Annotated in this window: 15 protein-coding genes; 12 read left to right on the forward strand and 3 right to left on the reverse strand. The window is 32.5% G+C overall.

What is annotated here, in order from left to right; all coding sequences use genetic code 11:
* Window positions 1-253 precede the first annotated feature (253 nt).
* The 5 genes from A6I66_RS08350 (at window position 254) to A6I66_RS08370 (ending at window position 8,394) form a co-directional block, all read left to right on the forward strand.
* Window positions 254-2,785 (forward strand): T9SS type A sorting domain-containing protein, encoded by a 2,532-nt coding sequence (locus A6I66_RS08350; protein ID WP_169815719.1) that lies wholly within the window; start codon window positions 254-256, stop codon window positions 2,783-2,785.
* Between the two features lie 300 nt (window positions 2,786-3,085).
* Window positions 3,086-3,610: a hypothetical protein gene (locus A6I66_RS08355; RefSeq protein ID WP_157614150.1), complete on the forward strand. Its 525-nt coding sequence runs from the start codon at window positions 3,086-3,088 to the stop codon at window positions 3,608-3,610.
* Window positions 3,611-3,677: 67 nt separating this feature from the next.
* Window positions 3,678-4,988, forward strand: a complete 1,311-nt coding sequence (locus tag A6I66_RS08360; RefSeq protein WP_067147680.1) for a hypothetical protein — start codon at window positions 3,678-3,680, stop codon at window positions 4,986-4,988.
* Between the two features lie 1,015 nt (window positions 4,989-6,003).
* A complete protein-coding gene (locus A6I66_RS08365; RefSeq protein ID WP_067147682.1) occupies window positions 6,004-8,007 on the forward strand; it encodes a S41 family peptidase in 2,004 nt (667 codons plus the stop codon).
* 141 nt (window positions 8,008-8,148) lie between these two features.
* The gene (locus tag A6I66_RS08370) at window positions 8,149-8,394 is read left to right on the forward strand and encodes an AbrB/MazE/SpoVT family DNA-binding domain-containing protein (protein WP_067147685.1); all 246 of its coding nucleotides are present in this window, start codon (window positions 8,149-8,151) and stop codon (window positions 8,392-8,394) included.
* A 180-nt stretch (window positions 8,395-8,574) separates the two neighbouring features.
* Here the strand turns inward: A6I66_RS08370 and A6I66_RS08375 are convergent, their stop codons facing one another.
* A complete protein-coding gene (locus A6I66_RS08375; protein WP_067147688.1) occupies window positions 8,575-8,997 on the reverse strand; it encodes a hypothetical protein in 423 nt (140 codons plus the stop codon).
* A 406-nt stretch (window positions 8,998-9,403) separates the two neighbouring features.
* On the opposite strand from A6I66_RS08375, the gene A6I66_RS08380 reads away from it, so the two are divergent.
* From A6I66_RS08380 to A6I66_RS08405, 6 genes are all read left to right on the forward strand, one after another.
* Window positions 9,404-10,006 carry a TetR/AcrR family transcriptional regulator gene (locus A6I66_RS08380; RefSeq protein ID WP_067147691.1) on the forward strand — a complete coding sequence of 201 codons (603 nt, stop codon included), beginning with the start codon at window positions 9,404-9,406 and terminating at the stop codon, window positions 10,004-10,006.
* A gap of 53 nt (window positions 10,007-10,059) precedes the next feature.
* A complete protein-coding gene (locus A6I66_RS08385; protein ID WP_067147694.1) occupies window positions 10,060-10,860 on the forward strand; it encodes a haloacid dehalogenase type II in 801 nt (266 codons plus the stop codon).
* Between the two features lie 147 nt (window positions 10,861-11,007).
* Window positions 11,008-11,409, forward strand: coding sequence for a MauE/DoxX family redox-associated membrane protein (locus A6I66_RS08390; protein WP_084399571.1), 402 nt, complete (start codon window positions 11,008-11,010; stop codon window positions 11,407-11,409).
* On the forward strand, window positions 11,406-12,140 hold the full coding sequence (locus A6I66_RS08395; protein ID WP_067147700.1) for an SDR family oxidoreductase: 735 nt from the start codon (window positions 11,406-11,408) through the stop codon (window positions 12,138-12,140). Before A6I66_RS08390 ends, A6I66_RS08395 begins: the two co-directional genes overlap by 4 nt.
* Window positions 12,141-12,296: 156 nt before the next feature.
* Complete coding sequence (locus A6I66_RS08400; RefSeq protein ID WP_067147703.1) at window positions 12,297-12,983, forward strand: hypothetical protein; 687 nt, start codon at window positions 12,297-12,299, stop codon at window positions 12,981-12,983.
* A 205-nt stretch (window positions 12,984-13,188) separates the two neighbouring features.
* A complete protein-coding gene (locus A6I66_RS08405; RefSeq protein ID WP_067147706.1) occupies window positions 13,189-14,142 on the forward strand; it encodes a phosphoribosylaminoimidazolesuccinocarboxamide synthase in 954 nt (317 codons plus the stop codon).
* Between the two features lie 191 nt (window positions 14,143-14,333).
* Here the strand turns inward: A6I66_RS08405 and A6I66_RS08410 are convergent, their stop codons facing one another.
* Complete coding sequence (locus tag A6I66_RS08410) at window positions 14,334-15,131, reverse strand: carbonic anhydrase (protein WP_067147709.1); 798 nt, start codon at window positions 15,129-15,131, stop codon at window positions 14,334-14,336.
* Window positions 15,132-15,266: 135 nt separating this feature from the next.
* Window positions 15,267-16,361 carry a heparan-alpha-glucosaminide N-acetyltransferase domain-containing protein gene (locus A6I66_RS08415; RefSeq protein ID WP_084399573.1) on the reverse strand — a complete coding sequence of 365 codons (1,095 nt, stop codon included), beginning with the start codon at window positions 16,359-16,361 and terminating at the stop codon, window positions 15,267-15,269.
* Between the two features lie 504 nt (window positions 16,362-16,865).
* Between A6I66_RS08415 and acs the strand changes: the two genes are divergently transcribed.
* Window positions 16,866-18,773, forward strand: coding sequence for an acetate--CoA ligase (acs, locus tag A6I66_RS08420; RefSeq protein WP_067147712.1), 1,908 nt, complete (start codon window positions 16,866-16,868; stop codon window positions 18,771-18,773).
* Window positions 18,774-18,775 lie beyond the last annotated feature (2 nt).

Consider the following 18,775-nt stretch of genomic DNA (forward strand, 5'->3'; position numbering starts at 1 on the left):
TTAAAAAACATAAAAGATGATGGTTGTGAAAAACATACCATCATCTTTTTTTAAGATTAGCCCCAAAATTGTATAGATTTTGATTTTTAGGGTTGAATTAAAAATTTTAAAGGAGTATATGTTTGATATACTTTTGTTGGAGAAAATTTCAACAGTGTCAATCGAAACAAGAAACTATGTCAATATTAATTGAAGTTATTTAATTTATAAAACTCCAACACCTATAATGAGGAAATTTTTAATTTTTAATTTAATGCTATTTGTATTCAATACAACTTTTGGGCAAATAAGATTTGAAGATAAAGTCAACATTTATGATTTTTTTACTGTAAGTACTAATATTATTTATGACGATTTCGACAATGACAATGATTTGGATATCATAAAACATGGTACCATTAATTCATCTAATGTTTTACTTCAGAAAAATCAAAATGGAATTTTTAATATTGATCCATCAATTTTGATTGATTCTGGAAAAAATCCTATTATATCTTTAGACTTAAATAATGATGGTTTTCCCGACTTAATAACCTATAGACAGTTTGATAAAATTGGTGTTTTGTATAATTTACAGAATGACTCGTTTAGTAACGAGGAAATAGTTCAGAGTTTTAATGGCTCATACACGATCGATCCAATAAAAGTTGATTACAATAGTGACGGCTTCATGGATTTGGTTGTTATAAATAATAATGAAGATGCTTACTTGTTGCTAAACAATCAATCGGGTGGCTTGAAGCCCGCTGAGTTTTTAATTCCGGTAGGTACTTTTAACTTCATTTATAAAATTGATGATTTTGACAATGATGGAGATTTGGATTTCTATATTTGGGATTATAATAAAATAAAGATTCACTTGTATGATGAAAATATTAAGGACTTCTTTCATCCTATAGCACTAGACTGCACATCTTCCCTAAGATCATTTGGCATATTGGATTTAGACGGAAATGGATTTAAAGATATTTTGTATTTCAAGGATGGCGCGATTTGGGCGAAATATTTTGATTTAAAAGGGGGTGAAGATCTAGAGGAAGATGAATATATTGTATTAAAGGATATGATGGTTGTTGATAATATTTCTTTAAATGCTAATAGCCACTATGAGGTTCATGTTGAAAATAATGAGAATGGCATGTATTCAGTTTATATAGCCGGAAACACACAAAATCAATCTAACATATACAAATTCCAAATACAAGATGGTGTATTTGGAGATGTAGAGATAGTATTGGCAAATTTTGAGTTAAATTCACTTAGTTTAAGTCAATTTAAATTTTTAGACCTAAATAACGATGATAGCATAGATTTCACCTTCACGACTAGCTCTAATCAAAATGACATGATTCTTATCAATCATAATATAAATGATCCTGTAGACAAGACTATTTGCATTCAGCAGGCTATAACCCCAAATGATTTTTCCGTTATTGATATGAATGGTGATGGTGTTGAAGATCTATGCGTAGGTAAAAGTGGATTAGGTTTTTTTGAAAAAACACCTAATAATGAATTAAGCGAAATGCAAAATTTAATTGGAGTAGAGGCAAATCCTAATACCGTCTCTTACCCAAATTACAATATAATTGATTTTAACAATGATGGCATAGGCGATGTAATTGATTTTGAGAGTTCAACAGATAGTGTTAAACTTTTTAAAAATTCAGGAAACGATAATTTTGAATTTATTCAATCCCTTAACCTTCCAAATAATTTTTTTGCAACTGATGTTTATTTTGCGGACATAGATGGTGATTTTTATAAAGATTTGATCTTTTACAATACATTTGATTATACATACAATAGCGGGATTTATTGGGTAAAAAATATTGATGGTGTCGATTTCGGGACATTACAACCTTTAATAATTAATGGTGTTGAAACTATTTCGCCAGTTACTTTCGCTTTTGATGATTTTAATAATGACGGTGAAACGGATATATTGATTTTGAATTATTATTTTCAGGAAAACGGTGAATGGATAACAGAAGTGAATTTGTTAGAGAATCAGGGCGCAAAATTTTCTGGTAAAAGTTTGGCAAAGTTTACAGGTGATTATGCCAATAGTAATTTAAAAATAAAGGATTTTGATCAAGATGGTGATTTAGATTTTTTTGTATACAACATAGATACGAATCAATATTATGACTATCCATTGTTATTTTTCAAAAATGATGGTCAAAATAACTTTGATTCAATTATGATTGAAAATTTGAATATTGAAGATGTTGAATTTTACGATAATGATGGTGATGGTTTATATGAAATATATGCTTGGAACTATGATGTGAAATCATACAAGAATAATATCTTTTATTATAGAACAACAGACTACTTAAATTTTCATAAGGTTGAAATTGATTCTTATACAGCATATTACGACGGTTCAAGCCGAAGATCTAGAGGTGATATTGTTTTATTTGATTATAACAATGATGATAAAGAGGATTTATTTATTGACAACTTTTCTCGATATAATGGATTAATATCTGTTTATCAAAATGTTTCGGAAACTTTAGGAGTTCAAGAAATTAGAAGTAGCGATAATTTAAATCAATTAAAAATATATCCTAATCCTTTCGTGAATTCTGTTAGTTGGAATAGTAGTGCAAACAATATCTATAACGTAAAACTTTTTTCTCAAGATGGAAAATTAATTTTTGAAAAAAATACTTCAGAAAACAACCTAGATCTTTCCTCTTTCAATAGTGGAGTTTACTTTTTTGCTATAAAAGAAAGTAAATTTGGTTTTGAACGGATTTATAAAATTATTAAGAAGTAAATTTATAAATCTAATGATAATAGGTAAAAAAACTTGCTACAACAAAGCAAAACCGCAATTACGGCGGCTTTGATTAATTGAAAAAGAAATTCTACCCATAGAACCCAAAAAAACTTGGTGCAAATTTTAAAAATAAAAAAAGTCGGCTTACAGCACTGCTTATAGTTTATTAGGACGGAATTTCTGAGAGGAAATTCCTGTGTATTGGCTAGCTTTGGTTTACGCCGGAATAGTCTGGATGAACCATTCCGCAACGAAACCATAGGTTAAACCGTTGTGTAACATTAAAAAACAGCTTAAATGAAAAAAAGCCTCGTTTTATTGAATCTAATCATTATAACAATGATTTTAGGTGGTTGCAAAGGAACTATTGATACAATAAAATATTCTAATCAAAATAAAGACAGCTTTAAGAGAGCTTATATCATATCTTCAGAAAATTCGGAATACATAAAATTTAAATTTGGAAGATTTCAATATGGTGGTTACGTTCCACCAATCGATGATGAACTAGAAAAAACTAAAGTCATCGGAAATACGGACACCATAATTAAACAAGAACTGGAGAATCACGGAATTAAAGCTATTATTGGAAAAAAGGGAGAAGAACCAAAAGACTTTGACCTGATTGTTGAATATAAAGACAAATGGAGATGGGATTTCAAAAAGATTCTTGACGAACTTGAGATATTGTTTATTTCACCAAATGGAGATGAAATTTTAGCTAAATCCAATTTTAGTATTTACAAAAACAAAGAATTGCATAATTATCCCACTCCTGAAAAAGAAGTTCCAAAAATGATTAATGAATTGCTTGAAAATTAAAATCATTGCTGTAACATGCTACAAACCATAACCTAAGCCGTTAGCAAAAATTTAAAACAATAGATAAATGAAAAACTTAAAATTATTACTTCTTACTTTTATTTTAATTTGTTCGTGTTCATCCGATAGTAAGATTGAGGAAATTGAGGAAGAAGAAATTGAGGAAAAGGAAATTTTTGCCATTTCCTTTCCGGATAACTTTAAACGTGGTACAGCAAAATGTCATGTTGTTCTATCCGATATTAACGGCAAGGTTATAGAAGTAAAAACTCATGCTAATGTTAAAGAAGATATTACTTTTTACACCAAAGAGAGTTTTGATAAAGACACTCCTTATACACTTACTTTTATTATGGTTTACAGTGATGTTGTGTATAACTTGTTTGTATATTCAAATGTTACGCCATCTATGCTAGAAGGAGGTATACAATTTAAAGAAGGTGCATTTCCGGTAGAGGGTAAAGTGGTAGATGTTGCCACAAATAACTTGAATTATGATATACTAAGTGCTAGGGGATTAGGGTATTCTATGGTACGTATTGATAATAAGTTATCTGGACATTATACTTCCAAATTTAATAACGATTTAAGCTCTGAAAATGTTTTTATTAAATATTACGACCGAGCTGATGTCATAAACGACAGTTATAAATGGATGTTAATTGATAATTTATCTGAAGTAACATTATTGGATGAAATCAATTTTAATACGGATAATGTAGAATACAAACAGCTTACAACAAATGTGCCTGGTGAATTACCATTATTATTACTTTATGGTTATGAAAAAGAATTATATTTTAATAATATGGCTGGGCATGAAATTTATGCAAGTTATATTCCTGCCTTTGGTTTTGGCGGCAACCATTATTTTTCCTACGCCAATATTTTTGAAAAAATGGCATATTCTTTATCATTTACTAATTATTCCCTATTTGGTGTAGGGTTGCCTCCTTCAGAAATCGTAGTGCCAAACAAAACAGTATCGGCATCATTTTATGATAATAATGTGACGTTTCATGGTGTGGAAGATTATGAAGTTGGAAGAGTGAGATTGGATAACTATAACTTAAACCTGAATATAGAATGCATATTTGATGGTGCTTCTACAGAAGTTATACTTCCCGAAATACCAGATGGTTTATTAACTGAAGAAATTACGGAAACCATAAACAATGGAAACTTACGAATGGTACAAGTAGTCGCGGAAGACTATGAATCTTTTGACAACTATCATGATTACATTTATAGTGTATTAAGAAATTCTACACCGTTTTATTTAAGTTCATCTAAAAGGGAAAGAATACTTAAATCTTTTATATCATCTAGTGGAATATTACCTATATCAGAATTTCCAGCTGAACAGAGTTTTAGATAAAAACTTTGGCTAACATTCGCTATAATTAATACGGGTATAGGTGTCTAATCCAAAGTTTAGTGTATTTTTAGAATATCCGCCAAACCTTTTGATTTGGCTTTAGAACAAAGAAGATAAAACAAAATAAAAAGTTTTGCCTAAGTGCTTAATCGGAATTTAATTTCTTTTTTATTTCCGTATTAATCATAGCCTAAGCCGTGGTAAACAATGTACGAAGTGAAACTTGAATTAAAAATAGGAATATGAAATGCTCTGTATGTTCAAGTGAAATAAATGAGAAATATTGCCCAAACTGCGGACAATATTATAAAGACAAAAGAATTAATTTCACTACATTTTTAGGTGATTTATTTGACAGTATTTTTTCATTAGAAAAATCTTTTTTACTAAACATTCGAATTGGTTTAAGCCAACCCAAAACATTAGTTTTAAATTATTGGAATGGATTTCGGAAATTTTATTACAGTCCAGGAAAATTCTTAACTATAGCATCTTTATTTCTTGTATTACACTATTCAATAGCAAATGATTTTCTGGGTATTGTAGTAACGGGTAATATTTCTTCACAATTCGTGATTTTATTAGTAAATATTCTCTTATTAACCCTTTCAAGTTTTTTACTCTATATACAATTCAAGAAAATTTGTATGAACATCTAATTTTAAATATTTACAATGTAAGCTTATGGGTAATTGTTTTTTTTCCAATATCAGTAATTTTGAGTTTAACAGTAAATAATAATAGAACTGAACAATATTTTTATATTCTATATCATACATTAGTTATTATTTGGAACTCCAAAGCTTTTGAATTGACCAAATTCAAACGTTTTCTTTTTGTTATACTAAATTTAATTTTGTTTTATGGAACACTAGTTATACTAGTGTATAAGTATGGTGAATTTTAACCTAATAATTTGAAATAAAAATGAATACAAAATCACTGTTAGCAACATTGGCTCCTATGTAAAGCACTAGCACAGTTCTTCAAAATTCAAATAAACAACACCAATCAAATGAAAGCAAAACAACATCTAGATTTTAAAATTTTTAAACTCGCAATTTTGCCGTTAGTACTTTTGTTTTTAGGTAGTGGGGTGGAAGCACAATCAGGAAATGGTGTAAAGAAAATATCAGGAAAACTAGATTATAAAAGTTATTTGATTCCTAAATACTACCATAGTCCCACCTTTGCCTTAATGGATTTTTCCTATGCTATTAAAGGCGATGCCGATAGTTTATTTGTACCTATAAAAAGTCAGATTTTAGGACGCTCTACAAGTCCCATTTATCCTTCACCAACAACCTTCGAAATAGATTTACCCATCCAACCAAATGCGAGGTTCGTCAATTTTGATAAGAAAAACAGTTCGAAACAAGGTGTTCAAGTTTTTTATGCGCAAATAGGGCTCAATATGTATGGCGATTCCTATTTAGATCAATTAGAACAAAACGGGTATCAATCGGTAACATTAAATTCTGAAACGGAACAAATTTCAAAAGGCACCCTTTTAATTTATGCATCCGACAATAAGCAGGTATTCCCTAAAAATTGGGGAAAGGATAAAAAAATGTTTACAGCCGATGACGAAGTAACCAATCTGGAAACAGGCTATACTTTGGCCACTATAAAAGGTGATGGTTCTATTCAATTTAGTCGTGACTCTAATGGTGTTATGGATTTATTGGAGCCAACAGCCAAAAACGATACCCCAGATTTTTCTCAAATGGGCTTGGTTGAAGCTTATAATGCACTTATCGATCTCCTAAAAGAACGCTATGCCTATACAAAAAAGAGAAACCTCGATTGGGAAAAAATTAGAGCCAAGTATCTGGATGAGATAGAAGCCGCGGAAAAAAGAAAGGATACTGGAGATTATTTTATTGCTATAAAAGACCTATCTATTTCACTTAAAGATGCCCACGTACAAACATCGAGTTATGATATGGCCTTGGTGAGTAAGTACTATAAAAAACTGGGGGAACTTTGGGGCGGATCGCTTGGTGTAACTGTTGTCGAACTAACAGATGGTCGTTTTGTGTTAACCAATATAACAGAAAACTCACCAGCCCAAAAAGTAGGTTGGGTAGTAGGTACCGAAATCGTAAGTGTTAATGGAAAGAAACCTGCAGAGCGTATGGAGGATATCCCCATTAATACTAGTAAAGGCACAGATGAATCTATTGCTTTAGAGCGCATAAACTTCTTTTTCAATTTCCCGATAGGCACCAATGTTGCTGTAGCTTTTAAGAATCCTAATCAAACGAAACCTCAAAAAGTTCAATTAGTTACCCAGGATGTTGACAGTTTCACTTATTCCGAAAAATCTTGCGACCGTAATGCTACTGATTCACAAATAAGTTATAAGTTTTTCAACGAGGGCAATATTGGCTACATCCGCTGGAAAAATTTCGAGGAAATACCTGTGACTTTGGCGACCTACGAGGATTTTTTATTAAAAGTAAATGATAGAAAAGGCATAATTATAGATTTAAGAGGTAATTCTGGAGGCCTTCTTATTTTGATGTATACGATGACTTCTTATTTTTTTCCAGAGCAAAATCCAGCACCGCTTAATTGGTTAGATTTATATAATTACGATCCGAGACAGCACGAATTTATAAAGGCAGGGAGTAATAATATGAAAATCTACTCACCTAACTCAAACCTCTATTACCCTGGTAAAATAGTTGTTTTAGTGGATGATAAATCGGCTAGTGCAGCCGAATATTTTTCACAATATTTACAATCTCAAAACAGAGCAACCGTTATAGCAGAACATGGAACTGAAGGCGCTGGTGGTATTTTAGCGGTGGTTACATTACCTAAAAAACAAATGTTTACTTACACAGGTGGTCAAACCTATTTTGCAAATACCAAGGAGGTTAATTTGGAAGGAAAAGGTGTGACACCTGATATTCGCGTGCCAATTACCCTAGAAAATGAATTAAAAAAACAACAATGTGAAGATGTCGTGCTTCAAACCGCTATTGAGTTTTTGACTTCGGATAAAGAATAAATGGGGTAATTTACATCTAAATCAAACTAATTTAGGTGCTTAAATATGTTAGAAAACAAAAATAAAACCGCTTGTATTAAAACGTAACAAATTTTTATATTCTAACAGAATGTACTTATTTTATAATATCGTGTAGCAATTGTGGTAGTATCAATAATCAAAATAGGAAATTCAAAAGGACTTTGTTTAAGTCAGACCATTCTGAAAAAATATAATATCAAGGACAAAGTGGAACTCATTCTAGAAAAAGGGCAGATAATTCTTAAACCTATTCCTTCTCCAAGAAATAATTGGGAACAGAAATTTAAAAATATGAGTAAAAACGGAGATGATAAGTTGCTAATGAACGATGTGTTCGACGACGAAAACCTTGAGGAATGGAATTAAAATAATACACCATCGTTTTTGAAAATCTGACAAAATCGAAATAGAAAAATGTAAAGCGGTGATAAAGGAAACTTTTGTTGACTAAATAAAGCACACGCACTCTGAACAATATTTAAAAACTTGCGCTCATCAATAAGCAGAAGTGATTTTTAAGCAGTATTTAATCACTTAAAGTGGCTATTAAAATGAATAGGTTAAAGAAACGGCTGAATAATTAATATTGTGATCAAATCCTATTGCTCCGTTTTGTAATTGAATTTTAGCTTTTCTTTTATGCTTTCCTGCTGAAATAAATAGTGGTATACTGGCAACAGTAACAGCGCCACCCAAATAAGATAACCAAAGTCCTTTATTGTTATTTGTAGAATCATTATCAATAATGCCTCCGCTCATATTAATTCCATAACCTCCAACAATCATTGCTACTCCACTGCCTAATACAATCCAAGCAACGGTATTATTGGTTTTCTTTTTCTTTATATGAAAATCATATAATTCTTGAGCAGATTGATTTTGCGCTTCTGTTAAAGCTTGTCCTAAAGCATGATTTGAAAAGCTCAAATATAATATCAGAAGGATTAGTATTGGTTTTACTGTTTTCATAGGATACATTTTTTTTAATAATTATACTTTATATGATTGATTTGAAGCAAATTATCATTCTCCTAACGAAAACAAAAGTTACGAAAAAATACTAACTTATTAAAAATTAGTAATTTGAAAGGGTCGATTTTACATGAAATGGAACCGCTACAATCTATTTCGTAAGTAATTTGAGTTTATACTCTTATCCGCCTTTATTTTCTAACACCTATGCTTTATCAACTCTTAAATCATAGTATTACCATGTGTAACAAGCCCAAAAATCAACATCATGCATTAAAATTACAACAATCCGCAAGCTTTTCTTATTTATAGTACTCTCATCAAATTGTTGTTTAAACTATAAAAAATTGTTAAAGCCTTTGGGGGAAACATACCAAGTGGTATTTATTTTTAAGTTTGTACCATGCAACAAGAATTAAAATCGGAGTTAACGAAACAGCACATTGTGCATGAGGCGTTTAAGCTATTTTACGAAAATGGTTATAAAGCTACCAGTATTAATGATGTCATGAAAGCTACGAAAATGACAAAAGGTGCATTTTATCATCACTACAAAAATAAACAACAACTTGTACTGGAGGTTATTCAACAAAAAATACAAAAGCGTGTGCATGATGGGATGATTATGCCGCTTTTTGAACCTGGTCATGCCATTGACATTTTAAAGGACACCTTTTTAAACAGAATTAGATCTTTCCCTTTATACGATAAGCAAAATGGATGTCCAATGAATAACTTCATTAACGAAATTGACCATGATGAAGTTGGTTACCAATTAGCTTTAAAAAGTATCATAGACAAGTGGAAGTCTGCCTTGGTTACATTGATAGAAAAAGGCAAAGCAGAGGGGACTATTAAAAATGATACGCCTAGCGAATCGGTAGCCGTTTATTTAATTAGTGCTTTTGAAGGTATTAGAGGAATCAGAAAAATATATGAGGATGATGTCATACTGGATCAATATATTTCTGGTTTAGAATTATATATTAATCAATTAAAATCATAATTTTTTTTAATCAAAAACATACCAACAGAAATGTTTTTAAAAACACATATTATATGGAAGGAACTAGAAGAAACTTTTTAAAAAAATCGGCAATACTTGGCGTTACAGGAGCAACATTACCAGGAATAGCATTTGGAGCAACAAAACCTGAAGAGGTAATCAAAATGGATACCTCAATCAGACCTAAGGTTTTGTTTTTTGATGTTAACGAAACATTATTAGACCTAACAGCCATGAAAAAAAGCGTGGGAAATGTGCTTAATGGTAGAAGCGAATTATTGCCGCTTTGGTTTACTACGATGCTTCAATATTCATTGGTTTCTACAGTGGGAAGACAATACAATGATTTTGGTATTATTGGTTCGGCTGCTTTACAAATGGTAGCAGCAAATCATGGTATTAAAGTCACCGAAAAAGAAGCACGTGAAGCTATTTTAGGACCAATTCGGTCTTTACCGACTCATCCCGAAGTAAAAGATTCCCTAAAAGCATTAAAAGAGGCTGGATATAAATTGGTGTCGTTTACCAACTCATCCAACAAAGGTGTGCAAACACAGTTTGAAAACGCAGGATTAATCGAATATTTTGATGAAAGATTAAGTATTGAAGATATAGGGAAATTTAAACCACATACAGATGCCTACGATTGGGCAGCAAGAAAAATGGGGGTGAATCCTTCCGAGTGCTTATTAGTAGCGGCTCACGGTTGGGATATTGCTGGTGCCATTTGGGCAGGTTGGAGAGCTGCATTTATCAGTAGACCTGGCGCTCAATTATATCCACTCGCTGCAAAACCAGAAATAAATGAAAATGACTTAGCCCTAACAGCAAGAAAATTAATGGCATTGAAATAAAAAATCAATAAATCAAACCATTAAAGTTATTACCATTTTGGTCTGGTTTTTTTTTTCGACTTAGACCAAAATGGTATATGTAATCATTTGAATGAAACTGATATTCTTTTCTATTTTATTAACTTTCAGATATAACACACAAATAAAATGATGTTACCTAACTTAAACAATAAAGTGCTAGCTGTTCATCTATTTCGTATTTCCTTCGGAATAAACTTTTTCTTCCACGGATTAGTTAGAATGCCAAATTTGGAGAAGTTTGTTACGGGAATGCAAAGCACATTTCAAGACACCCTATTACCTGAATTTTTAGTAACCCCTTTAGCATACATGATTCCGTTTGCTGAAATAATTATTGGCATCTTCCTTTTGATTAACAAATTCACGCGAGAAACAATCATCGGCACATTTATGCTTTTGAATATTTTGGTGATTGGAAGCTCTTTTGCCCAAAAATGGGACCTTGTAGGGTTACAAGCTACCTATATTGGATTTTTGTTTTTATTGCTTTATTTTACGAATGAAACCAAAAAAAATCGAACCGTATGAAACTACAAAATAAAGTTATTATAGTAACTGGTGCTTCAAGAGGTATTGGCAAAGAAGTTGCCGTTTTATTAGATGAAAACGGAGCAAAAGTTGTTGTAAACTACTCGAATAGCGAAACTGAAGCCAACGAAACCGTAGAGTCTATTACAGAAAATGGCGGAACCGCTTTGGCTATAAAAGCAGATGTTAGCCAAAGACATGAAGTGACCCATCTTTTTGACAAAACGATTGAAGTTTTAGGGAAAGTAGACGTATTGGTAAACAATGCTGGAATACTAGTTACTAAATTATTAAAGGACAATACGCAAGACGAATTTACTAAACTTTTTGACGTTAACGTAAGGGGCATTTTTAATACACTTCAGGAAGCAGAAAGCAAGTTAGCAGATAATGGAATTATAATTAATTTTTCGTCTAGTACAGCTAAATTAATGTTTCCAAACTACGCCTTGTATTCGGCAACGAAATCGGCTGTGGAACAAATAACTAGAGTGTTTTCGAAGGAAATTGGTAGAGGGATTTCTGTTAATGCCATTGCGCCTGGTGCCACTGCTACCGAATTATTTTTGGATGGAAAATCTCAAGAAACTATAGATAAATTGAGTGCAATGAACGCCTTTGGAAGGTTAGCCGAACCGATTGATATTGCCAAAATAGTATTGTTTTTAGCTAATGATGATTCTAAATGGATTTCAGGTCAGGTGATAGGTGCTAATGGAGCGTTGGTTTAGTTTAAAAATTCTAGTGAATTCATCCACGAATTCTTTGTAAATAGGCCCTAATATTTAAATCATCATAAATATTGTATTAGGCATATATTTGCTAATTTAGGGGCTTAATTAAACCACAAATCATTCACCAAAGCGATGTGGTTTTTATACTCTAAAATGAAAATAGCATTTACCTTATTATTTTTTTTGACTTTTTATCAAAACGGAATTTGTCAACCCAAAGAAGCTAATGAAAAAAACTTTGGAAATTTTATTATCAAAGTAACCGATGAAGTGACACAAGATTATGCTGATTTGATAAACTCAAGGATTGATAGTATTTGGTCTATTTCATCAGCGAAGTTAGATAGTTCAGATTTCGAAATTCCAAAGCCTCCTTTAGTTCAAGTTTACAAAAGGGAATCTAATATTCACTTCTTTGTTAAGCCCGAATTCTACACACAATATACGGTTAAATGTGATGTTGGTAGAGAAATAAATCACATTCTAAAAGTTGATAAAGAAACGTTACTAGCCTCTAATTTTGAGCCTTATTCTTTTGAAGTGGTGGAAAATAAATGGAATTTTAATAGACATACCGAGGAAGAATTTGAGATCCTTGAGTACTATAAAAATGACATAAAAACAATTTGTGGATTCGAGTGCTATAGAGTTAAAATTAGAGTTAAAGGCGCTGCAAAAGGCTTAGTGGAAATGTATGTCACTGAGGAAATAGATTTAAATTACAATCCTGCATTTACGAATCGGTATTTACTGGACTTATTTTATCCATTATATGTTAAGAAATATTCAGAAAATCATCCCAATGATGTCTATAAAGAATATATTTTTGAGTTAGAATAGATGGCTTTTGTTGGTTGCTTACTTTAGCTAAATTGTAATAGTGTAAATTCAATCTATAGAATTAAGATATTTTACTTTATTTTGCGTAAAATTTTCATTGAGCTCTTGAGCTTTCTTTCGTTTTAAAAATGAAGCGTTTGAAAAATAAGGTTGATTGAAAATGTAATTAATAAGTATCTAGCACAAGACAATAAATCCATTAAAAATGAGTAACACAATAATTGATACTAATTTCAATTTTCCAGGACAGAAAAGCCTTTACAAAGGAAAGGTAAGAGCCGTTTATAACATTAATGATGACGAATTGGTTATGATTGCAACCGATAGACTATCTGCTTTTGATGTTGTGATGCCTAAAGGGATCCCTTATAAAGGACAGATCCTAAACCAAATAGCTACAAAAATGATGGCGGCTACCGAAGATTTGGTGCCTAACTGGTTAACGGCAACGCCAGACCCTAATGTGGCTGTAGGGCACTTATGCGACCCTTTTAAAGTTGAAATGGTTATTCGTGGTTATATGTCGGGACATGCAGCGCGTGAATACAAAGCTGGAAAACGTATGCTTTGCGGTGTGCCAATGCCTGAAGGTATGAAAGAAAATGATGCTTTTCCAGAACCAATCATTACCCCTGCAACGAAAGCAGAAATGGGTGATCATGATGAGGATATTTCTCGTGAAGACATCTTAAAACGTGGTATTGTTTCTGAGGAGGATTATGTAATTCTTGAAGATTATACCCGTAAATTATTTCAACGTGGTTCTGAAATCGCTGCGTCCAGAGGTTTGATTTTAGTGGATACAAAATATGAATTTGGAAAAACTAAAGACGGAAAGATCGTTTTAATCGATGAGATTCATACACCTGATTCTTCACGTTATTTTTATGCTGAAGGCTACCAAGAGCGTCAAGATAAGGGCGAAGCTCAAAAGCAATTAAGTAAAGAATTTGTACGTCAGTGGTTAATTTCTAACGGATTTCAAGGTTTAGAAGGACAAACAGTGCCGGTTATGAGCGATGAATACATTCAAACCGTTAGCGATCGATACATAGAGCTTTATGAAAACATCACAGGAGAAACCTTTGTGAAAGCCGATGTAAGCGGTATCCAGGAGCGTATTGAAGCTAATGTTCTTGATTATTTAAAGAAAAAATAAAGCCATTAGGCACCGATCTTAGTTGAATGATCAATCTATGTTTTTAAAATAATAAATCTAAAAAACCTGTCGAATTGCCTTTGTTTTAAAAGACGTCGACAGGTTTTTTTATGTGAAGCTGTTTGAATGATGTCACGTACTAATGTAGCGAATAAACACTTCAACAGTTACACATTTAAACAAGTTGAATATCAAATATGGTAATGTACAATTCTTTGATTAAGAGGTTGCTCATTTCTATAATTGTTTAAAGGCATGTTGTTTTTAAGCTTTAAAACTTCATCTACCGATAAAATAACAGGTTCTTTAAAAACAATCCAGTTCACACTTTCCGAACAAGGTGGTGTGGTTAACGAACCTCCGTACGAGTAGTAATGTCTGTTTTCAAGCTCTAGACTGGATAAATCAACTTCTTGATGAATTTCTTTTTTTGCGCCCGCTTCTAAAGGGAGAAAACTTTCAAAAAACTCGAACAATTCACTCTCCTTACCTTCTTTACCTAATAAAGCTAAAACAGTCATTTTTCCCTCATCATTGGTGTGTATAAAATGAATTTCAATCGGATATGTAACGCCATCGATTTTATGCTCAGAGGGCTCATGGAAATGAATTTGTTTTAAGCAATAACGCTCGTTTTTGTAGTTGATATAATCGCCCGTTTCAAAATCAAACTGAATGGTATGGCCGTTATTTTCAACATCGTCAATTAGTGTGGTAGGAGCATATTCAAACTGCAATTCATTTTTAACATGAGTCGAATCAGAATTTATATGAATGATGTTTATAGGAGACTGCTGCATACCGTTGCAATCGGATTGCTTTTCGATCTCCGACCAATTTTCTGGAGCGGTCTCACCAGAGTAACTCCAATGTTTTTTACTGTTATGGTTTTTTGCCGAATGCGATTCATGTTGATTAGCATATTGGTGATAAGGAAAGGTTGCCAATCCTATAAATAATAGTATGACTGTGAATAATTTAGAATTCATAATACGTTGATTAACTTGGTTACAAGCTCAAAATTAAGGGCACAACATGAAAATAAAACTGACTTTTGTTAGTTCAGTAAAAAAAAATGTCATTTTTAATGACAACTTTTATAATTTGAGGTATTCTATGAATAATTATTCGTTTGGTTTGATTTTATCCATCACTTTCCTATTTAATTTATAGAGAAATGCATTGGTTTTGGCATAGTGAAAAGCAATAAAACAAACGACCACCATAAATAAGAGTGCTCCAAAAACAGCTTCAGTTGGGGTTAAAGATTTGTTTAAAAATCGTTTAATACCATAGCCTGTAAAGCTTCCGTAAAGTAGAATAAAATGAATGACGTAAATGGATAACGTTTTTTCCCCAATTTTAGAAATGTATGATCGTTTTAAAAAACGTTCTAAGCTGTAAAAAATACTGAAAATGATGAGTACATCACCCAGTCGTCTAAACAAATAATTATAGTTCGCACTGCGCTCGAAAAGCTCAATACCAGTAAGCTCGTTTAAAGCCAGTAGAAAAGGGGATGAGCCGTATATTAAAAATGCACCCGTCATAAAAAATGAAATAATGGTGAGCAATTGAAAGCGCTCCCGGTGTGCATGCCTAAAAAATATTGTTGATAAAAAAGCCCCAAATGCCGAATATCCAAACCACGGTAAAATAGTGAAAATCGAACCGTTACTTTTTGAAATATAGTTGGCGAAAAATCGCGGTATGTTTTCTAAGGTCAGATCTCTGTAAATTGGTTCTGTTATAAAACAGAGGCAACCTACAGTAAACAAGACTACAGAAAATAAATAACTGTGTTTTTTTAATAATACATAGAAACCAACTAATAATATGAGCGATAAACCAATGCACTGAAGGACATCAATAACTAAACAATAAGGGTTAAAATAGCCAGAAAACCAACTAAGCAGATTTACTCGTAAACTGTATCCGATAAGGATGAGTAGGAGTCCGCGAAATAGACCTTTTTTTATGCGGGGTTTATCGTCCCCTTTAGCATAGGCTCGAAGCAATAAATAATTAAAAACCAATCCAGAAATGGTAAAAAACATAGGAGCTGTGACACCTCTAAAATAGTTCCATATACTGAAAACAGTATTGTTCGGGTCTTTGTAAACAGGGTCAAGTAACGTGTCTATAAAGTGCCCTTGAAGCATCATTAAAATAGCAAATGCTCTTACAGCATCAATAAAATAAAGACGGTTGGTCTGCAATGTTTTTTGATTTGGTTGCGCACAAAGATACTTTAAAAATTACATTGTATCGGACGAAAAGCACTGTTGAAAGTCAGTTGAAAAAGTAAGTGTGTTAAAATTGTATTATTTATTAGGTTTTAACAATGTAATTATTATTTTAGCAACTCTTGAGGTTTAATTTATTATAGCCATAAATTAAAAGGTGCTAAATAAAGAATTTATTAATTCGTAAGTACGGCTTTATCGCTATTAAATTAAAGGTTTAAGAACCAACTAAACTATTCTAAACCATTTTGTAAAAACAGGATGTAATTAAAATTATCATTTAATTACATCCTATTTTATTTTAAGACATTCCTGTTGTGATTTAAGGAGGTAAATAGGTCGCTTATTTGCTGATGTTCATCTACAGATACACGTAATCCGTAGAAAAAGCTTAGAGAAACCACAATAAATTTATAATTTAGAAAACGCTTAAAAGTTCTTAATTTTAAGCTACTAAACTAAAAAACAAACTAATTTATGAGTAATTATCACATAAAACACCTAGAAGAATATTATCAAGTCTATCGAAAATCCATTAGAGAGCCAGAAAATTTTTGGGAAGAGGTTGCCGAAGAACATTTTATGTGGCGTAAAAAATGGGATAATGTATTAAGTTGGGATTTTAGCAAACCTGAAATTAAATGGTTTGAAGGGGCTCAGCTTAATATTACAGAAAACTGTATTGACCGACACTTATCAACTCGCGGGGATAAAACAGCCATTTTGTTTGAACCTAATGACCCCGATGAGCCTGCCGAACATATTTCATACAGTCAACTTTATAAAAGAGTCAATCAATTTGCGAATGTTTTAAAATCTAAAGGCGTAAAAAAAGGCGATCGGGTGTGTATTTATTTACCTATGATTCCTGAATTAGCCATTTCCGTTCTGGCTTGTGCGAGAATAGGCGCCATTCATTCTGTGGTTTTTGCAGGATTTTCATCTACGGCCTTATCTACAAGAATCAACGATAGCGATTGTATAATGGTAATTACAAGTGATGGATCTTACCGTGGCGCTAAAACCATCGATTTAAAAGGTATTGTTGATGATGCATTAGAAGATTGCCCTGGTGTGAATTCTGTTTTAGTCGCCAAACGCATTCAATCGGAAATACCTATGAAGGAGGGGCGCGATGAGTGGTTGCAACCGCTTTTAGACAGCGCTTCAGAGGATTGTCCAGCTGAAATAATGAATTCTGAAGATCCTTTGTTCATATTATACACGTCCGGATCAACCGGTAAACCTAAAGGGATGGTACATACCACAGGCGGGTATATGGTGTATACAGCTTATACTTTTAAAAATGTATTTCAATATAGAGAAAACGACATCTATTGGTGTACGGCAGATATTGGCTGGATTACGGGACACAGTTATATTGTGTACGGTCCTTTAGCTAATGGGGCAACTACAGTGATGTTTGAAGGCGTACCAAGTTACCCAGATTTTGGTCGTTTTTGGGAAATTGTAGATAAACACCAAGTAACACAGTTTTATACCGCGCCAACAGCCATTCGCGCTTTGGCCAAGGAAGGTGTAGACTTGGTTGAGAAATACGACCTATCTTCTTTAAAAGTATTGGGGTCGGTAGGAGAGCCTATCAATGAAGAGGCATGGCACTGGTATAACGATAACGTTGGTAAAAAACACAGTCCGATTGTAGATACCTGGTGGCAAACTGAAACAGGAGGAATTATGATTTCTCCAATTCCGTTTGTAACACCAACAAAACCAACCTACGCGACATTGCCATTTATAGGCATACAGCCCGCTTTAATGGATGAATCGGGTAAAGAATTAAAAGGTAATCAAGTAGAAGGGCGTTTGTGTATAAAATTCCCTTGGCCAAGTATGGCACGAACCATTTGGAATAACCACGAACGTTATAAGGAGACTTATTTTTCTGCTTATGAAAATAAATATTTTACAGGTGATGGCGCATTACGAGACGAAGTAGGCTACTATAGAATTACAGGTCGTGTTGATGATGTTATTATCGTTTCAGGGCATAATTTAGGAACCGCACCTATTGAAGATGCTATAAATGAGCATCCAGCAGTTTCAGAATCTGCAGTTGTTGGTTTTCCTCATGATATCAAAGGGAATGCGCTGTACGGTTATATTATTTTAAAAGATACTGGCGAGAGTAGAGATCAAAACAATGTACGTAATGAAATTAACCAAATGATTACCGAGCATATTGGGCCGATTGCCAAACTGGATAAAATTCAGTTTACGGTAGGATTACCTAAAACGCGATCTGGAAAAATTATGCGTCGTATTTTACGAAAAATAGCTTGTAAAGATATTAGTAACTTAGGAGATACCAGTACTTTATTAAATCCAGAAGTGGTTCAAGAAATTATAGATAACGCCTTGTAATA

Source organism: Pseudotamlana agarivorans, assembly GCF_001642835.1.
Classification (GTDB): Bacteria; Bacteroidota; Bacteroidia; order Flavobacteriales; family Flavobacteriaceae; genus Pseudotamlana; species Pseudotamlana agarivorans.

What these genes read in the sequence shown, in the direction of transcription:
- A6I66_RS08350 (WP_169815719.1), top strand. Translation starts at nt 254, where the DNA reads ATGCTATTTGTATTCAATACAACTTTTGGGCAAATAAGATTTGAAGAT.
- A6I66_RS08355 (WP_157614150.1), top strand. Translation starts at nt 3,086, where the DNA reads ATGAAAAAAAGCCTCGTTTTATTGAATCTAATCATTATAACAATGATT.
- A6I66_RS08360 (WP_067147680.1), top strand. Translation starts at nt 3,678, where the DNA reads ATGAAAAACTTAAAATTATTACTTCTTACTTTTATTTTAATTTGTTCG.
- A6I66_RS08365 (WP_067147682.1), top strand. Translation starts at nt 6,004, where the DNA reads ATGAAAGCAAAACAACATCTAGATTTTAAAATTTTTAAACTCGCAATT.
- A6I66_RS08375 (WP_067147688.1), bottom strand. Translation starts at nt 8,997, where the DNA reads ATGAAAACAGTAAAACCAATACTAATCCTTCTGATATTATATTTGAGC.
- A6I66_RS08380 (WP_067147691.1), top strand. Translation starts at nt 9,404, where the DNA reads ATGCAACAAGAATTAAAATCGGAGTTAACGAAACAGCACATTGTGCAT.
- A6I66_RS08385 (WP_067147694.1), top strand. Translation starts at nt 10,060, where the DNA reads ATGGAAGGAACTAGAAGAAACTTTTTAAAAAAATCGGCAATACTTGGC.
- A6I66_RS08390 (WP_084399571.1), top strand. Translation starts at nt 11,008, where the DNA reads ATGATGTTACCTAACTTAAACAATAAAGTGCTAGCTGTTCATCTATTT.
- A6I66_RS08395 (WP_067147700.1), top strand. Translation starts at nt 11,406, where the DNA reads ATGAAACTACAAAATAAAGTTATTATAGTAACTGGTGCTTCAAGAGGT.
- A6I66_RS08400 (WP_067147703.1), top strand. Translation starts at nt 12,297, where the DNA reads ATGAAAATAGCATTTACCTTATTATTTTTTTTGACTTTTTATCAAAAC.
- A6I66_RS08405 (WP_067147706.1), top strand. Translation starts at nt 13,189, where the DNA reads ATGAGTAACACAATAATTGATACTAATTTCAATTTTCCAGGACAGAAA.
- A6I66_RS08410 (WP_067147709.1), bottom strand. Translation starts at nt 15,131, where the DNA reads ATGAATTCTAAATTATTCACAGTCATACTATTATTTATAGGATTGGCA.
- acs (WP_067147712.1), top strand. Translation starts at nt 16,866, where the DNA reads ATGAGTAATTATCACATAAAACACCTAGAAGAATATTATCAAGTCTAT.